The organism is Blautia sp. AM23-13AC (assembly GCF_003435675.1).
Taxonomy (GTDB): domain Bacteria; phylum Bacillota; class Clostridia; order Lachnospirales; family Lachnospiraceae; genus Fusicatenibacter; species Fusicatenibacter saccharivorans.
Window position 1 is genome coordinate 45,301 of sequence record NZ_QTUL01000002.1, and the last position, 15,911, is coordinate 61,211.

Annotated in this window: 12 protein-coding genes; 2 read left to right on the top strand and 10 right to left on the bottom strand. The window is 50.3% G+C overall.

The window, feature by feature from the left end; genetic code table 11:
- Positions 1-87 precede the first annotated feature (87 nt).
- The 6 genes from ilvB to tgt all read right to left on the bottom strand — a co-directional run bounded on the left by ilvB (position 88) and on the right by tgt (position 6,652).
- Positions 88-1,776 (bottom strand): biosynthetic-type acetolactate synthase large subunit, encoded by a 1,689-nt coding sequence (gene ilvB, locus DW642_RS02695; RefSeq protein ID WP_117509195.1) that lies wholly within the window; start codon positions 1,774-1,776, stop codon positions 88-90.
- A 210-nt stretch (positions 1,777-1,986) separates the two neighbouring features.
- On the bottom strand, positions 1,987-3,648 hold the full coding sequence (ilvD, locus tag DW642_RS02700; RefSeq protein WP_055228625.1) for a dihydroxy-acid dehydratase: 1,662 nt from the start codon (positions 3,646-3,648) through the stop codon (positions 1,987-1,989).
- A gap of 30 nt (positions 3,649-3,678) precedes the next feature.
- Complete coding sequence (gene leuB, locus DW642_RS02705) at positions 3,679-4,764, bottom strand: 3-isopropylmalate dehydrogenase (RefSeq protein ID WP_117509196.1); 1,086 nt, start codon at positions 4,762-4,764, stop codon at positions 3,679-3,681.
- A 63-nt stretch (positions 4,765-4,827) separates the two neighbouring features.
- Positions 4,828-5,076, bottom strand: coding sequence for a hypothetical protein (locus tag DW642_RS15955; protein WP_117509197.1), 249 nt, complete (start codon positions 5,074-5,076; stop codon positions 4,828-4,830).
- Positions 5,048-5,392 (bottom strand): preprotein translocase subunit YajC, encoded by a 345-nt coding sequence (gene yajC / locus DW642_RS02715; protein ID WP_117509198.1) that lies wholly within the window; start codon positions 5,390-5,392, stop codon positions 5,048-5,050. The genes DW642_RS15955 and yajC overlap by 29 nt, the downstream gene beginning before the upstream one ends.
- Before the next feature lie 123 nt (positions 5,393-5,515).
- Complete coding sequence (gene tgt, locus DW642_RS02720) at positions 5,516-6,652, bottom strand: tRNA guanosine(34) transglycosylase Tgt (RefSeq protein ID WP_117509419.1); 1,137 nt, start codon at positions 6,650-6,652, stop codon at positions 5,516-5,518.
- 258 nt (positions 6,653-6,910) lie between these two features.
- Between tgt and DW642_RS02725 the strand changes: the two genes are divergently transcribed.
- Positions 6,911-11,164, top strand: coding sequence for a 2-hydroxyacyl-CoA dehydratase (locus DW642_RS02725; RefSeq protein WP_117509199.1), 4,254 nt, complete (start codon positions 6,911-6,913; stop codon positions 11,162-11,164).
- Between the two features lie 229 nt (positions 11,165-11,393).
- On the opposite strand, the gene DW642_RS02730 is transcribed toward DW642_RS02725, so the two are convergent.
- The 4 genes from DW642_RS02730 to hisH are packed head-to-tail and all read right to left on the bottom strand — an operon-like array spanning position 11,394 to position 15,110.
- A complete protein-coding gene (locus DW642_RS02730; RefSeq protein WP_117509200.1) occupies positions 11,394-13,019 on the bottom strand; it encodes a putative polysaccharide biosynthesis protein in 1,626 nt (541 codons plus the stop codon).
- Positions 13,016-13,708 carry a uracil-DNA glycosylase gene (locus DW642_RS02735; protein ID WP_117509201.1) on the bottom strand — a complete coding sequence of 231 codons (693 nt, stop codon included), beginning with the start codon at positions 13,706-13,708 and terminating at the stop codon, positions 13,016-13,018. The genes DW642_RS02730 and DW642_RS02735 overlap by 4 nt, the downstream gene beginning before the upstream one ends.
- Positions 13,709-13,727: 19 nt before the next feature.
- Entirely contained in the window at positions 13,728-14,489 is a 762-nt protein-coding gene (hisF, locus tag DW642_RS02740; protein ID WP_055265415.1) for an imidazole glycerol phosphate synthase subunit HisF, read from the bottom strand.
- A gap of 3 nt (positions 14,490-14,492) precedes the next feature.
- Positions 14,493-15,110: an imidazole glycerol phosphate synthase subunit HisH gene (hisH, locus tag DW642_RS02745; RefSeq protein ID WP_117509202.1), complete on the bottom strand. Its 618-nt coding sequence runs from the start codon at positions 15,108-15,110 to the stop codon at positions 14,493-14,495.
- Positions 15,111-15,388: 278 nt separating this feature from the next.
- On the opposite strand from hisH, the gene DW642_RS02750 reads away from it, so the two are divergent.
- Positions 15,389-15,868 (top strand): COG2426 family protein, encoded by a 480-nt coding sequence (locus tag DW642_RS02750; RefSeq protein ID WP_055265411.1) that lies wholly within the window; start codon positions 15,389-15,391, stop codon positions 15,866-15,868.
- Positions 15,869-15,911 lie beyond the last annotated feature (43 nt).

The window sequence follows — 15,911 nt, forward strand, 5'->3', positions numbered from 1 at the left end:
ATCTTTTCTTACAAGTCTGCAATTCATATGGTAATACGGTATTGCTTTACCACGTTGAAACTATGATACCCCTTTGTCAGAAATCTGTCAATCCTTTTCTTGCTCCTTTTTTGCCAGATCCTCCGCATCGAAAACATCCTCGATCGGTGCTCCGGCCGGAACCATCGGGAATACCTTCTCATCACAGTCAATCCACACATCGATCAGCGCCGGTTTTCCGCTCTCGATTGCTGCACGGATCGCCGGACCCATCTCCTCTTTTTTTGTCACACGGATTCCCTTTACACCGAGCGCCTCGGCAACCTTCACAAAGTCTGCCTGATCCTGCAGAACCGTGTTGGAATACCGCTTTCCGTAGAACAGAGTCTGCCACTGGCGCACCATACCGAGCACGTGGTTATTGACAACAACCTCAATGACCGGAATGTTATGTCTGGAAAGGGTTGCCAGCTCGTTCATGTTCATACGGAAGCAGCCGTCTCCTGCGATGTTGATGACAACCTTGTCCGGGCGTCCCATTTTTGCACCCATCGCTGCTCCAAGACCAAAGCCCATCGTTCCAAGACCGCCTGATGTCAGAAGCGTTCTCGGCTTCGTATAGCGGTAATACTGTGCCGCCCACATCTGGTGCTGGCCGACATCCGTTGTGATAATTGCCTGTCCGTCCGTTGCCTTATAGATCTCCTCGATCACATACGGTCCGGTAAGCCCCTCTTCATGCTTTAACGGGTATTTTTCTTTCATTTCCCTGATCTTTGCAATCCACTCATCATGGTGCATCGGCTCCAGCTTCGCATTCAGCCGTTTTAAGACCTCTTTGACGTCTCCGATGATGCTCGACTCGACAACAACATTCTTGTTGATTTCTGCCGCATCCACATCGATCTGAACGATTTTTGCGTTATTGGCAAATTTTGCGGCATTTCCGGTGACGCGGTCGGAGAATCTTGCGCCGAGCACGATCAGCAGATCGCACTTTGTCACGCCGTAGTTCGATGTTTTCGTTCCGTGCATACCGAGCATGCCGGTGTACAGCTCATCCGTTCCCGGGAACGCACCTTTTCCCATCAGGGTGTCGCAGACCGGTGCCTGGATGCGGTGTGCCAGTTCGCGCACTTCCTCGGACGAGCCGGAGATGATACTGCCGCCGCCCACGAAAATATACGGGCGTTTCGACTCCTGAATCAGGGATACGACGTGATCCAGGCCTTCTTCTGTAATTCTCTCAGTAAACGGTTCAATTTTTTCCGGAGTCTTCGGCTCATACTCATACGTTGCCGCTGTGACATCTTTTGTAATATCGACCAGAACCGGGCCCGGTCTTCCGCTCTTTGCGATCGTAAACGCACGGCGCAGCGTATCTGCAAGAACGGTGATATCTTTTACAATCACACTGTATTTTGTGATCGGCATTGCGACACCCGCAATGTCAATCTCCTGAAAGCTGTCTTTTCCAAGCAGTGCCTTTCCTACGTTGCAGGTAATCGCTACCATCGGTGTAGAATCCATGTAGGCGGTTGCAATTCCGGTGACAAGATTCGTTGCGCCCGGGCCGCTTGTAGCCATGCAGACGCCTGTTTTTCCGGTAGCACGCGCATATCCGTCTGCCGCATGCGCAGCACCCTGTTCGTGTGAGGTCAGGATATGGTGGATTTCCGGATGACGGTAAAGTTCATCATAGATATTTAAAATGGTTCCGCCCGGATAGCCGAACACGGTATCCACACCCTGCTCCTTCAGGCACTCGATAACAATCTGTGATCCAGTTAATTCCATGTCTGTATGATTCCTTCCTTATGTTTTTCGCTTTGTGTATGAAATCTGTTTATGAAATCAGCCATCCGAGAAAAAGCGCGTTCGGACGGCTGATATGATTTTATGATTTACGCGGGCAACGAGCCAAAGTCCGTGCTTGCACGAGACCTTGGCGACTGCCGCGATAACTATGAGAAACTCGCAGAGCGTGTTTCTCATAGTTTTTCTGAATTAGAACTCCAGAATAGCTCCCTTATTTGCACTGGAAACCATCTTGGCGTAGCGTTTCAGATAACCTGTGGTTACTTTCGGCTCTCTCGGAGTCCATGCAGCTTTTCTGCGTGCCAGCTCTTCGTCCGATACGACAACTTCCAGCTTATGCTCCGGAATATTGATACGGATGAGATCGCCTTCCTCAACGAGCGCGATCGGACCGCCTTCTGCTGCCTCCGGGCTGACATGACCGATGGATGCACCGCGGGATGCGCCGGAAAAACGGCCATCTGTGATCAGGGCTACGGAAGAACCAAGTCCCATACCTGCAATGGCAGAAGTCGGATTCAGCATTTCACGCATACCAGGACCACCCTTTGGTCCCTCATAGCGGATCACAACAACATCACCTGCCACGATCTTGCCGCCGCGGATTGCCTCGATGGCATCCTCCTCACAGTCGAAGACTCTGGCCGGACCTTCGTGAACCTGCATCTCCGGAACAACAGCAGAACGTTTGACAACTGCGGTATCCGGTGCCAGGTTTCCTTTCAGAACGGCGATACCGCCTGTCTTGCTGTATGGATTCTCAACCGGGCGGATGATCTCAGGATTTTTATTGACACATCCTTTGATGTTCTCTCCTACGGTCTTTCCGGTTACTGTCATACACTCTGTGTGCAGCAGATTCAGCTTGTTCAGCTCATTCATAACGGCATAAACACCGCCTGCCTCGTTCAGCTCCTCGATATAGTGGTATCCTGCCGGAGCCAGATGACAGAGGTTCGGAGTCTTCTCACTGATGGCATTTGCCATTTCCGGATTCAGTTCTACGCCCGCCTCATGCGCAATCGCCGGAAGGTGAAGCATACTGTTGGTGGAGCATCCAAGTGCCATATCAACCGTCAAAGCGTTCAGGAACGCTTCTTTTGTCATGATGTCTCTTGGACGGATATCCTGTTTTAACAGCTCCATAACCTGCATACCGGCTCTCTTTGCCAGGCGCAGACGCTCGGAGTATACCGCCGGAATCGTTCCGTTGCCTTTTAAGCCCATACCGAGAACCTCGGTCAGGCAGTTCATGCTGTTTGCGGTGTACATACCGGAGCAGGAACCGCAGGTCGGGCACGCATTGCACTCGAAATCATAGACGTCTTCCTCTGTCATGGTTCCGGCAGCGTAGGAGCCGACTGCCTCGAACATGCTCGAAAGACTTCTCTTCTCGCCTTTTACGTGGCCGGCAAGCATCGGGCCGCCGCTGACAAATACGGTCGGAACATTGACTCTTGCTGCTGCCATCAGAAGACCAGGTACGTTTTTATCACAGTTCGGGATACATACCAGGGCATCAAACTGATGTGCCATTGCCATACACTCGGTGGAATCGGCGATCAGGTCACGGGTAACGAGGGAATATTTCATTCCGATGTGTCCCATGGCGATACCGTCACAGACTGCAATGGCCGGGAATACGATTGGTGTTCCGCCTGCCATGGCAACGCCCATTTTTACAGCCTCTGTAATTTTATCCAGGTTCATGTGGCCCGGTACAATCTCATTGTAGGAGCTTACGATTCCTACGAGCGGTTTTTTCATTTCTTCTTCGGTCAGACCCAGCGCACGCATCAGAGAACGCTGTGGTGCCTGTGCGATTCCTTTTTTTACAGCATCACTTCTCATGATTTTTTCCTCTTTTCTTATCTTACAGTTTTATGCCAGTGCTTTTACCAGCAGATCTCCCATTTCGGATGTAGATACCTGGGTACATCCCTCAGACATAATGTCTACGGTCCGGTATCCGTCTTTTAAAATTTTCTGTACAGCATTTTCGACTGCCTCTGCCTCCTGATCGAGATCCAGGGAATAGCGGAGCATCATGGCTGCGGACAGAACCGTTGCAATCGGGTTTGCGATGTTCTTTCCTGCGATGTCCGGTGCAGAGCCGTGGCTTGGCTCGTACAGACCAAATTTTGTCTCTTTCAGGCTGGCGGAAGAAAGCATTCCGATCGAGCCTGCTACCATACTTGCCTCATCGGAAAGAATATCTCCGAACATGTTCTCGGTCAGAACGACGTCAAACTGGCACGGATTGTGGACGATCTGCATCGCACAGTTGTCGACCAGCATATGCTCTAAGGTAACTTCCGGGTAATCTTTTGCAACATCCTCTACCACGGATCTCCACAGACGGGAGGAATCGAGAACGTTTGCTTTATCTACGCTCGTTACTTTTTTCTTTCTCTTCATGGCGATGTCGAATGCACGGATTGCAATGCGGCGGATTTCGGTCTCGCTGTAGGTCAGCGTATCGGTTGCTTTCCGGATGCCGTTTTCTTCTACAGTGCTGCGCTCTCCAAAGTACAGGCCGCCGGTCAGTTCACGCATAATCAGCATGTCGAAGCCCTCGCCGATGATCTCTTCTTTTAACGGGCAGGCATCTTTCAATTCCTGATACAGGTAAGCCGGACGCAGGTTTGCAAACAGGCCTAACGATTTCCGGATTTTTAAGAGTCCTGCCTCCGGGCGCTTGTCCGGGCTTAATTTGTACCATGGGGATGTTTTTGCATCTCCTCCGATGGAGCCCATCAGGACAGCGTCGCATTTCTTTGCTTCTTCTATGGTTTCATCTGTCAGCGGCACGCCGTGCACATCAATGGAGGCTCCGCCCAGCAGAAGGTTGGTATATTCAAACTTATGTCCATATTTCTCGCAGACAGCGTCCAGAACTTTTTTTGCTTCCTTTACAATTTCCGGTCCGATTCCGTCACCGTGAATTAATCCAATACGGTATTCCATATTTTTCTCCCTCTTTTCTTCCGGCTGAAAAACCGTTCTATTTTCTCTGCGTCTATAGCATTTCTAAATTATACGCCATTTTTCCGGTAATTTCAACACGAAATTTCTTTGCATCGGACGAAACGCAATAATCTTTTTGCTTTTTTGCCATTTAAAAGAAAAATACGCGGCATTTTTCCCCGTTTTCGCCGTGTTCCGCCGAAGAAGTTTCGGGGGCGAAAAAAACGCAGGCATTCGTTCTTTTTGAATACCTGCGTTTTTCCTGGCTTTTCGCCGTGTGAAATTATTTTTTCTTTTCTGTTTTCTCTTCAACGACTGCTGTCTCCGGTTTTTCAACCTCTGTGATGGCTGTTTTGCGCATCGGGATACGGCAGTTTTTGTTGTTTCCGAACTCTACGATGACATCGTCGTCTGTGATATCGATGACTACGCCGTAGAAACCGCTTGTTGTGATGACTGCATCGCCGACTGCGAGGTCATTCAGCATTGCCTGCAGTTTTTTCTGCTCTTTCTTCTGCGGGCGGATCATTAAGAAATACATCATACCGAACATGATGACCAGCCACATAATTAACATACCAGTGCTCATCACACCGCTGTTTGCTGCTGTTGTTGTTGCTAAAAACATTTTCTTTCCTCCTGTTATTCGAGAGTACATCCCGTTCTTTAGACACACCTATCATAATACACAATCCGGAACCGATGGGCAAGTCTTTTTCGGATATTTTCCAAAGATTTCATACTTTCCCAATTACTTTTTGTCGTATTCCTCAAATCCTGCGAGTTTTGCCCGTTTGTAGGAAGCAAAATTGCCCTCGTCCAGCGCGGTCCGGATTTCTGTCATCATATTGTTATAGAAATACAGGTTGTGCAGAACACAGAGCCGCATGCCGAGCATCTCTTTTGCTTTCAGCAGATGACGGATGTAGGCTCTGCTGTAGTGACGGCACGCCGGGCACTGGCAGCCTTCCTCGATCGGACGCGGATCCAGCTCGTATTTCTGATTGAACAGGTTCATTTTTCCATGGTTTGTGTAAACGTGGCCGTGGCGTCCGTTCCGGCTCGGATATACGCAGTCGAAGAAATCGATGCCGCGCTCTACGCCTTCCAGAATGTTTGCCGGCGTTCCAACGCCCATCAGATACGTCGGTTTGTCTTTCGGCAGGTACGGAACGACTTCGTCGAGAATATGGTACATCTCCTCGTGGCTCTCTCCTACTGCCAGACCGCCGACTGCATAGCCATCGAGATTCATCTCGGAAATCCGTTTTGCATGGTCAATGCGGATATCCTCATAAATCGCACCCTGGTTGATTCCGAACAGAAGCTGATGTTTGTTGATCGTGTCTTCCCGCTGGTTCAGCTCCTGCATCTTATTTTTGCATCGCTGCAGCCATCTCGCCGTGCGGTCGACAGAATTCTGCACATAACGGCGCTCTGCCACACTCGACGGGCACTCGTCGAAAGCCATCGCGATGGTTGAAGCCAGGTTGGACTGGATCTGCATACTCTCCTCCGGTCCCATAAAGATCTTTCTTCCATCTACGTGCGAGTGGAAATAGACACCCTCCTCCTTGATTTTCCGAAGGCCTGCCAGAGAAAACACCTGGAATCCGCCGGAATCGGTCAGGATCGGTTTGTCCCAGACCATGAATTTGTGGAGTCCGCCCATCTTCTTTACGACTTCATCTCCCGGGCGCACATGGAGGTGATACGTATTGGAAAGTTCTACCTGCGTGCCGATCTGCTGGAGATCTTCGGTGGAAACAGCTCCCTTGATTGCTGCTGCAGTTCCGACATTCATGAATACCGGCGTTTCGATATTGCCGTGCACGGTTTCCATATGGGCGCGCTTCGCTCTTCCTTCCATTTTCAGAATTTTATACATAACGCTTTTCATCCTTTCTCAATGATCCCTGCCTCCTGTTTTCATGCAGGGCATACTATTTTTAGTATACAGGCAAAATCTGTTTTTGACAATGCCTGAATTTTCTTTTTTCTCTCTTTTTTCTTTCCCGCTTTCTCCATTTTTCACAAGGACTTTATACTTTTTTCATAAGACATCGCCTTTTTTCCAATTGTATTTCCTTATTTTTTGTCGTATAATGTGTTGAGATTGTTTCTTATTATAAAAGGAGTTTGATTCATGACTGATAAAAAATATACTCTTGGAATCGACATCGGTTCCACTACTGTTAAAATTGCGATCCTCAACGAAGAGAACCAGCTTCTCTTTGCCGATTACGAGCGCCATTTTGCAAACATCCAGGAAACACTTGCCCATCTGCTCGGGGAAGCCCACGAAAAACTGGGCGAACTGACCCTGCAGCCCGTCATCACCGGTTCCGGCGGACTCGCGCTTGCCAACCATCTTGGCATTCCGTTCACGCAGGAGGTTATCGCAGTTTCCACATCGTTAAAAGCACTGGCTCCGCAGACCGACGTTGCCATCGAGCTCGGCGGCGAGGATGCCAAAATCATCTATTTTGAAGGCGGCAATGTCGAACAGCGTATGAACGGTATCTGCGCCGGCGGTACCGGTTCGTTCATCGACCAGATGGCTTCTCTTCTGCAGACCGATGCAACCGGCCTGAATGAGTACGCGAAACATTACCAGGCCATCTACCCGATCGCTGCCCGCTGCGGTGTATTCGCAAAAACGGATATCCAGCCGCTCATCAACGACGGTGCAACAAAAGAGGATCTTGCCGCTTCTATTTTCCAGGCAGTCGTCAACCAGACCATTTCCGGTCTTGCCTGCGGTAAACCAATCCGCGGCCACGTTGCCTTCCTTGGCGGCCCGCTGCACTTCCTCTCGGAATTAAAGACAGCGTTCGTCCGCACCTTAAAACTGGATGACGAGCACGCGATCGTGCCGGACAACTCTCATCTGTTTGCAGCCATCGGTTCTGCAATGAATGCAGAGGGAAAGACCGAGGTTTCTCTTCTCGCGCTGAAAAAACGGCTCGAAGAAAAAGTAGCCATCGATTTTGAGGTTGCCCGTCTCGAACCGCTGTTTAAAGACAAGGAGGAGTACGATGCATTCCTGGCCCGCCAGAGCGTCAACAATGTTGTAACGGCTGATCTTTCCACTTACGAAGGAAACTGCTATCTCGGAATCGATGCCGGTTCCACAACCACAAAAGCCGCGCTCGTTGGTGAGGATGGCGCTCTTCTGTATTCCTTCTACAGCAACAACCACGGAAATCCGCTCGGCACCTCGATCCGCGCGATCCAGGAAATCTACTCCAAACTGCCGGATTCCGCACAGATCGCCTGGTCCTGTTCCACCGGTTACGGCGAAGCACTCATCAAAGCTGCGCTGATGCTGGACGAGGGTGAGGTTGAAACGATTTCTCATTACTATGCCGCAGCATTCTTCGATCCGGAAGTCGACTGTATTCTCGACATCGGCGGTCAGGATATGAAATGTATCAAGATCAAAAACGGCACTGTAGACAGCGTACAGCTCAATGAAGCATGTTCCTCCGGCTGCGGTTCCTTTATCGAAACCTTCGCGCAGTCCCTGAACTACAGTGTACAGGATTTTGCACACGAAGCACTGTTCGCAAAACACCCGATCGATCTTGGTACCCGCTGTACCGTATTTATGAATTCCAAGGTAAAACAGGCGCAGAAAGAAGGCGCATCCGTTGCTGATATTTCTGCCGGACTTGCCTGCTCCGTCATCAAAAACGCATTGTATAAGGTAATTAAAGTTTCCGATGCCACCGAGCTGGGACGCCACATCGTCGTACAGGGCGGTACATTCTACAACGATGCCGTTCTTCGAAGCTTTGAGCGGATCGCCAACTGCGAAGCCATCCGCCCGGACATCGCCGGCATTATGGGTGCGTTCGGTGCGGCGCTGATCGCAAGAGAGCGCTATTCGGCAGATCAGGAGACTACGATGCTCTCCATCGAAAAGATCAATGAGCTGAAATACTCGACCACGATGGCAAACTGCAAAGGCTGTACGAACAGCTGCCGTCTGACCATCAACAAATTCTCCGGCGGCCGTCAGTACATCAGCGGAAACCGCTGTGAGCGCGGAATCGGAAAAGAGAAAAACAAGGATCATATTCCGAACCTGTTCGAATACAAATACAAACGAATCTTCGGCTACCAGCCGCTGCCGCAGGATGAAGCAATCCGCGGAGAGGTCGGCATTCCGAGAGTCCTCAATATGTTCGAGAACTATCCGTTCTGGTACACCTTCTTCACGCAGCTGAAATACCGCGTGGTACTCTCCCCGACTTCAAGCCGCAAGATTTATGAGCTCGGCATCGAATCGATCCCGAGTGAATCCGAGTGTTACCCGGCGAAACTGGCCCACGGCCATGTGACCTGGCTCTTACGCCACGGCGTAAAATTCATCTTCTATCCGTGTATCCCGTACGAGCGTACCGAGTTCCCGGAGGCCATCAACCACTACAACTGCCCGATCGTTACTTCCTACGCGGAGAACATCAAAAACAACGTGGATGAGCTCCAGGACGACTCCATCACATTCCGCAATCCGTTCCTCGCATTTACGAGTGAAAAGGTTCTCGCCGACGGCCTGGCAAAAGAATTTTCCGGCCTGCCGGAGGATGAGGTCCGCGCCGCTGTCCATGCCGGATGGGAGGAGCTCGCCGCTGCAAGACGTGATATGCAGAAAAAAGGTGAAGAGACGCTGCAGTATATGAAAGAAACCGGCCGCAGAGGTATCGTACTTGCCGGAAGACCGTACCACATCGATCCGGAAATTCATCACGGTATTCCGGATATGATTAACTCCTACGGTCTGTGCGTTTTAACAGAGGACTCTGTTTCCCATCTTGCACCGCTCGAGCGCCCGCTTCGTGTCAATGACCAGTGGATGTATCACACCCGTCTGTATGCGGCTGCAAACTACGTAAAGACACGCGATGATCTTGACCTGATCCAGCTGAACTCGTTCGGCTGCGGTCTCGACGCCGTTACCACCGATGAGGTTTATGAGATTCTGACCAGAAGCGGTAAAATTTATACCTGCCTGAAGATCGATGAGGTCAACAACCTCGGCGCTGCCAGAATCCGTGTCCGCTCTCTGCTCGCCGCTCTGCGTGCACATGACCGCAAACAGGCGGTACGTGAAATTGTTCCATCCTCGATCCAGAAGCCGGTCTTCACAAAAGAGATGCGCAAAGATTACACGATCCTCTGCCCGCAGATGTCACCGATCCACTTCTCGATTCTGCAGCCTGCATTCAATGCTGCCGGATACCATCTGGAAGTGCTTCCAAATGACAACAAAGAGGCGGTCGACGTCGGCCTGAAATACGTAAACAACGATGCCTGCTATCCGTCTCTGATGGTAGTCGGACAGATTATGCAGGCGCTGCTCTCCGGCAAGTATGACCTGAATAAAGTAGCCGTCATCATGAGCCAGACCGGCGGCGGCTGCCGTGCTTCCAACTATATCGGATTTATTCGCCGTGCACTGGAGAAGGCCGATATGACGCAGATTCCGGTCATCTCGATTAACTTGAGCGGTCTCGAAGAAAATCCGGGCTTCAAGATTACACCGGATCTTGCAATCCGTCTCTGCTATGCGGCGGAGTTCGGTGATATCATGATGAAATGTATCTACCGGATGCGTCCTTATGAGCAGAAAAAGGGCACGACAGACCGGATTCACAGGAAATGGGAGAAAATCTGTATTGATTTCATTTCTTCCAAACACCTGAGTCATACCCGTTTTAAACAGATCTGCCGCACGATGATCCGCGACTTTGACCACATTCCGATTACGGACGAGAAAAAACCGCGTGTCGGTATTGTCGGCGAGATTCTGGTTAAGTTCCTTCCGGCGGCCAATAACCATCTGGCGGAGCTTCTCGAAAGCGAAGGCGCCGAGCCGGTTGTGCCGGATCTGATCGATTTCTTCTGCTATTGCTTCTACAATACGAATTTCAAGGTAGAGCACCTTGGATTCAAGAAGAGCTCTTCGATGCTCGGAAATACGGGCATTAAGCTGATCAACTGGCTGCGGAGCGCGGCAGTTGCAGAGTTCAAGAAGAGCGAACACTTTGATCCGCCGGCTGATGTACGGGATCTGGCGAAGTATGCTTCTCCGATTGTTTCCTGCGGTAACCAGACAGGTGAGGGATGGTTCCTGACAGGCGAGATGATGGAGCTGATCCACAGCGACGTTTACAATATCGTCTGCATCCAGCCGTTTGCGTGCCTGCCGAATCATATTGTCGGTAAAGGTGTTATTAAAGCCATTCGCAAGGAGTATCCGAAGGCAAATATCGTGGCAGTCGACTACGATCCAGGCGCTTCGGAGGTTAACCAGCTGAACCGTATTAAGCTGATGCTTTCTACCGCAAATAAGAATCTGAAACAGGAATCTGGCGGAGAGAAAGACGCATAAGAAGTTACATACTGATTTTTCTATTCCGATATTTAAAAAAGCTCCTGTCCGGAAAACAGTTTTTTCTGTTTTCCGGACAGGAGCTTTTTTTACATAACAGGAAATTTCGTTGACATTCCCCGTTATAAGCCCTCCGGGCAGGATCGCACTGCGGCGGCGGGGAATTCTATCGCTAAAGCGGCCCGCCGCAGGCGGAGAATCCCGCAAAGCAGGATTTTCTCTTCTGTTTTCAGCGGTAAATCCGCAGGATGCGGAGAACCTTTACCAGCTTCGTTCCCATCGGCATACGGCGCATTTCTGCTTCCGTCGTACCGGTTACAACCACAAAAGCAATCAGATATACGACGATTGCGATCAGAATTGCGGCCAGCATACTGATCGATGGACGCTTCGTAATGGCGAACAGACCATAATAAACAATCCAGGTTACAACACCCATAATAGCTGCTGCGATCAATGGTTTTACATAGGTATTTTTGAACTCATTGCGGAAATTCAGGTGTTTGCGGATCGAAAGGTTATTCAATACGCACATGCTAAGGGAGAACAGGATTCCTGCAAAGACAACGGCATAAATGTTTGTCTTTGGGAAAACTGCAAGGATCAGCGCCAGGACGACGAGATCCATTCCAAGGGAAATTGCTGCATTGTGCAAGGCTTTCTTCTGCTGCCCGATCGACTGCAGGACACTGTTGGTAATGGTAGACAGTGCAGAAAAGACAACCGATACGGCACCCATCATCAGCAGTTTGCCGGAAAGGCTCGAACTTGACGGGAACAAAACGCCTGTAATCGGGAATGCCAGGACTCCAAGGCCGACGGCAGCCGGAATGGAAATAAACATGGTCAGGCGGATCGTTTCCAGAATTTTGTCGTTTGCCTCGTCGAGGTCACCGGTTGCGTAGCAGGAAGACACCTCCGGCATCATCGCAGATGCGGATGCGCTTGCCATGGCAAGCGGGACGTTAATCAGCGTAACGTAATAGTTGGAAAACTCGCCGTATGCAGCGTTCAGCGCTTTCTGGTTTTCGCCGTGCCATCCGAGAATGGTAAAGAACAGATAGTTGTCCAGGTAAGCGTTACAGTTATAAATAAAGGTCGTGAAGATGACCGGTGTTACCATCAGAAAGAGTACCTGAAAGATTTCGCGGTAGGATTCTTCGCGGTGGCGTGTGTCTTTGGCTGCTTTTCGCAGAATGCTTTTCCGGTTTACCCCGTAAACGAGCAGCATAAAGCAAAGGCCTGCCAGCACACCGGCTCCCGTTCCGAGGGTTCCGCCGGCAGCACCGAATTTCGCACGCTCGGTGTCATTTGTCGCAAACTGCTGGATAAAGAACCAGGCTGCACCGATACTGAAAGCAGCGTTGAATATCTGCTCGATGATCTGTGAAATCGAAGTCGGCATCATCGTGCTGTGGGCCTGGAAATAGCCGCGCAGGACGCCGAGAATCGCCGAGAAGAAGATGGTCGGTGCCAGTACGCGCAGGGCCAGGATGGCATTCTGCTGGTTATATGGCAGAAGGAATTTTCCGCCGAAAAACGCCACCAGTGCAGCGATTCCTCCCACGATTACGGCATAAAGGAGGGCTCCGCGGAAAACGCGGTGTGCGTTCCGGTACTCTTTTAATGCCAGGCGTTCGGATACGATTTTCGATACTGCCATCGGAATACTGTAGGACGAGATCAGCAGCAGGATCGTATACAGATTGCTCGCTGTACTGTAATAACCAAGTCCCTCATTTCCAATGGTTTCGCCGAGCGGCGACCGGTATAAAAGACCGATCACACGCGAGATAATCGTTGCAGCCATCAAGATAGAAGTATTTCTCAGTAACGTATTTTTCTTTTTACTCATTCTTTCGCTCCCCGGATTACATTTTCGATCTGCCAGTCAATCGGCGCAAGACCGTTTTCTTCCAGATATTCGTTCGTTCTGGAAAACGGATGGCTGCCGAAAAATCCGCGGTATGCAGAGAGCGGGCTCGGATGAGCGGACATCAGCACCAGATGTTTTGGATTGTGGATCATCTCTTTTTTGCGCTGTGCGGGACGTCCCCAGAGGATGAAGACCATCGGGCGGTCCTGCCCGGCGAGCACTTTGATTGCCGCGTCCGTGAACTGCTCCCAGCCGATTTCCTTGTGGGAATTTGCCTGATGCGCACGCACAGTCAGCACCGTGTTCAGCATCAGAACACCCTGCCGTGCCCATTTTTCGAGATAGCCGTTGTTCGGGATGTAGCATCCCAGATCGTCTTCGAGTTCCTTATAAATGTTGACCAGGGACGGCGGAATGTCTACTTCCGGTTTTACAGAAAAGCAGAGTCCGTGTGCCTGTCCCGGCTCGTGGTACGGGTCCTGGCCTAAGATGACTACTTTTACCTGCTCAAGTGGGGTAAAGTGGAACGCATTGAAAATATCATCAGCCGGCGGGTAAATCGTGTGGGTTTTGTACTCCGCTCCCACCGTCTGAAACAGTTTTTTATAATAATCTTTGGAGAATTCTCCTTTCAGGGCATTGGCCCAGCTTCCGCTAAGAGGCGGCATATCGTTTTCTCCCTTCCTTTTACAGGCGGACCGGCACATTGCGGCCTGCCAGATATTCTTTGACTTCACGAATTTCCAGTTCTTTGTAGTGGAACAGAGATGCGGCAAGTGCAGCATCGGCTTTTCCTTCGGTTAAGGCATCATAAAAATGCTCCAGCGTTCCTGCGCCGCCGGATGCGATGACCGGGATGCCGACGCTCTCTGCGATCGTTCTTGTCAGCTCGATATCGTATCCCGCCTTTGTTCCGTCGCAGTCCATGCTGGTGAGCAGGATTTCTCCGGCGCCAAGGCTTTCTGCTTTTTTTGCCCACGCAACGGCATCGATGCCGACATCGATGCGGCCGCCGTTTTTATAGATATTCCAGCCGCTTCCGTCCGCTCTTTTCTTGGCGTCGATCGCAACGACCACGCACTGGCTGCCGAATTTCTGTGCCGCGTCGTGGATGAGCTGCGGATTGTTGATGGCAGAGGAGTTGATCGAGATTTTATCGGCTCCTTCGCGGAGCAGCATCTTGAAATCATCCACGGTACGGATTCCGCCGCCGACGGTGAACGGGATAAAAACGTTTGCTGCTACTTTGCGCACCATATCAACAACAGTTCCTCTCTGATCGGAGGAGGCCGTGATATCAAGAAAAACAACCTCATCGGCTCCTGCCTTGTCGTACGCTTTTGCGATCTCCACCGGGTCGCCGGCATCTTTTAAATCGACGAAATTAACACCTTTTACGACTCTTCCGTTTTTTACATCCAGGCATGGGATAATTCGTTTTGTAAACATCCGTCAGTCCTCCTCTCCAATTTCCGCAAAGTTTTTCAGAATGGCAAGCCCAAGATCTGAGCTCTTTTCCGGGTGGAACTGGCAGGCGAACAGATTTCCTTTTTCCACAGATGCATGGATGTGTGTACTGTACTCTGTCGTTGCTTTTACAATTTCCTCCTCTTCTGCTTTCAGATAGTAGGAGTGGACAAAGTAAACATACGATTTCTGCGGGATGCCTTTGAATAAGCGTCCACCGTTCTGCAGATGGATGGAATTCCAGCCCATGTGCGGAATCTTTAAGCCCTCTTTGTCCGGAATCCGGAGAATTTCTCCTTTTAACAGGCCAAGGCCTGCAACGCCCGGGCTCTCTTCGCTGCGTTCAAACAGGATCTGAAGTCCGAGGCAGATTCCAAGAAACGGAGTCCCTTTTTCTACGATTTCATGAATAACCGGTACCAGATGATAGCGGTTCAGATTTTCCATCGCATCTCCAAAGCTGCCGACACCCGGCAGAACGACGTGATCTGCGCGTTTTAACACGTCTGGATCCCTGGTCAGTACAACCTCTTTTCCAAGGCTTTGAAAGACTTTTTCCACGCTTTTTATATTTCCGGCATCATAGTCGATCAGTGCAATCATAGGTGGGTCCTCCTCGTTTGTTATTTCAGTCCACGCCCCCTGTCATTGGGGGCATCTCTGCTGTTCTTTTGCAAACAGTACACTTCATTCTAACATACCGTTTTCTAAAATTCAAATTTTGAAGGTTATAAAATTATACAAAAATGCAGAAATTCTTAAGATTTCTTTTACTCCCGCTCCTTTCTTTCTTTTTATACTGGACAAATGGCGGGCATCACGCTACAATAAGAGCGTTGCACTAAGAAACGATAACATTTTGTGAAAAACGAGAGGTGTATATGATTACCAAATATCTGATTGTATTTTTGATTTCCATGGTTCCGCTCATCGAGCTGCGTGGTGCGATTCCGTACGCGGTAGCTTTCCATATTCCGACGCTTCCGGCCTATCTGATCGCCGTCATCGGAAATATGCTTCCGGTTCCGGTTATTTTCCTGTTCGCTCGAAAGGTTCTTGTCTGGGGATGTGATAAAAAGTATATCGGAAAATTCTTCACCTGGTGTCTGGAAAAAGGCGAAAAAGGCGGGGAAAAACTGAAAGCAAAAGCCGGCCGCGGACTTCCGCTCGCCCTGCTGCTCTTCGTCGGCATTCCGCTCCCGGGAACCGGCGCATGGACCGGCACACTGGCCGCAAGTATCCTCGATATGGACTTTAAGACCAGCGTTCTCGCCATCATGGGCGGTGTTCTCCTTGCAAGCGTCATCATGCTGCTTGCAAGTTCCGGCGTATTCGGGGCAATTGGGGCGCTTTTGGCGTAAACGGCTCTGCTTCCGTTTCAATTCCATAAAATTTGGCTTACAG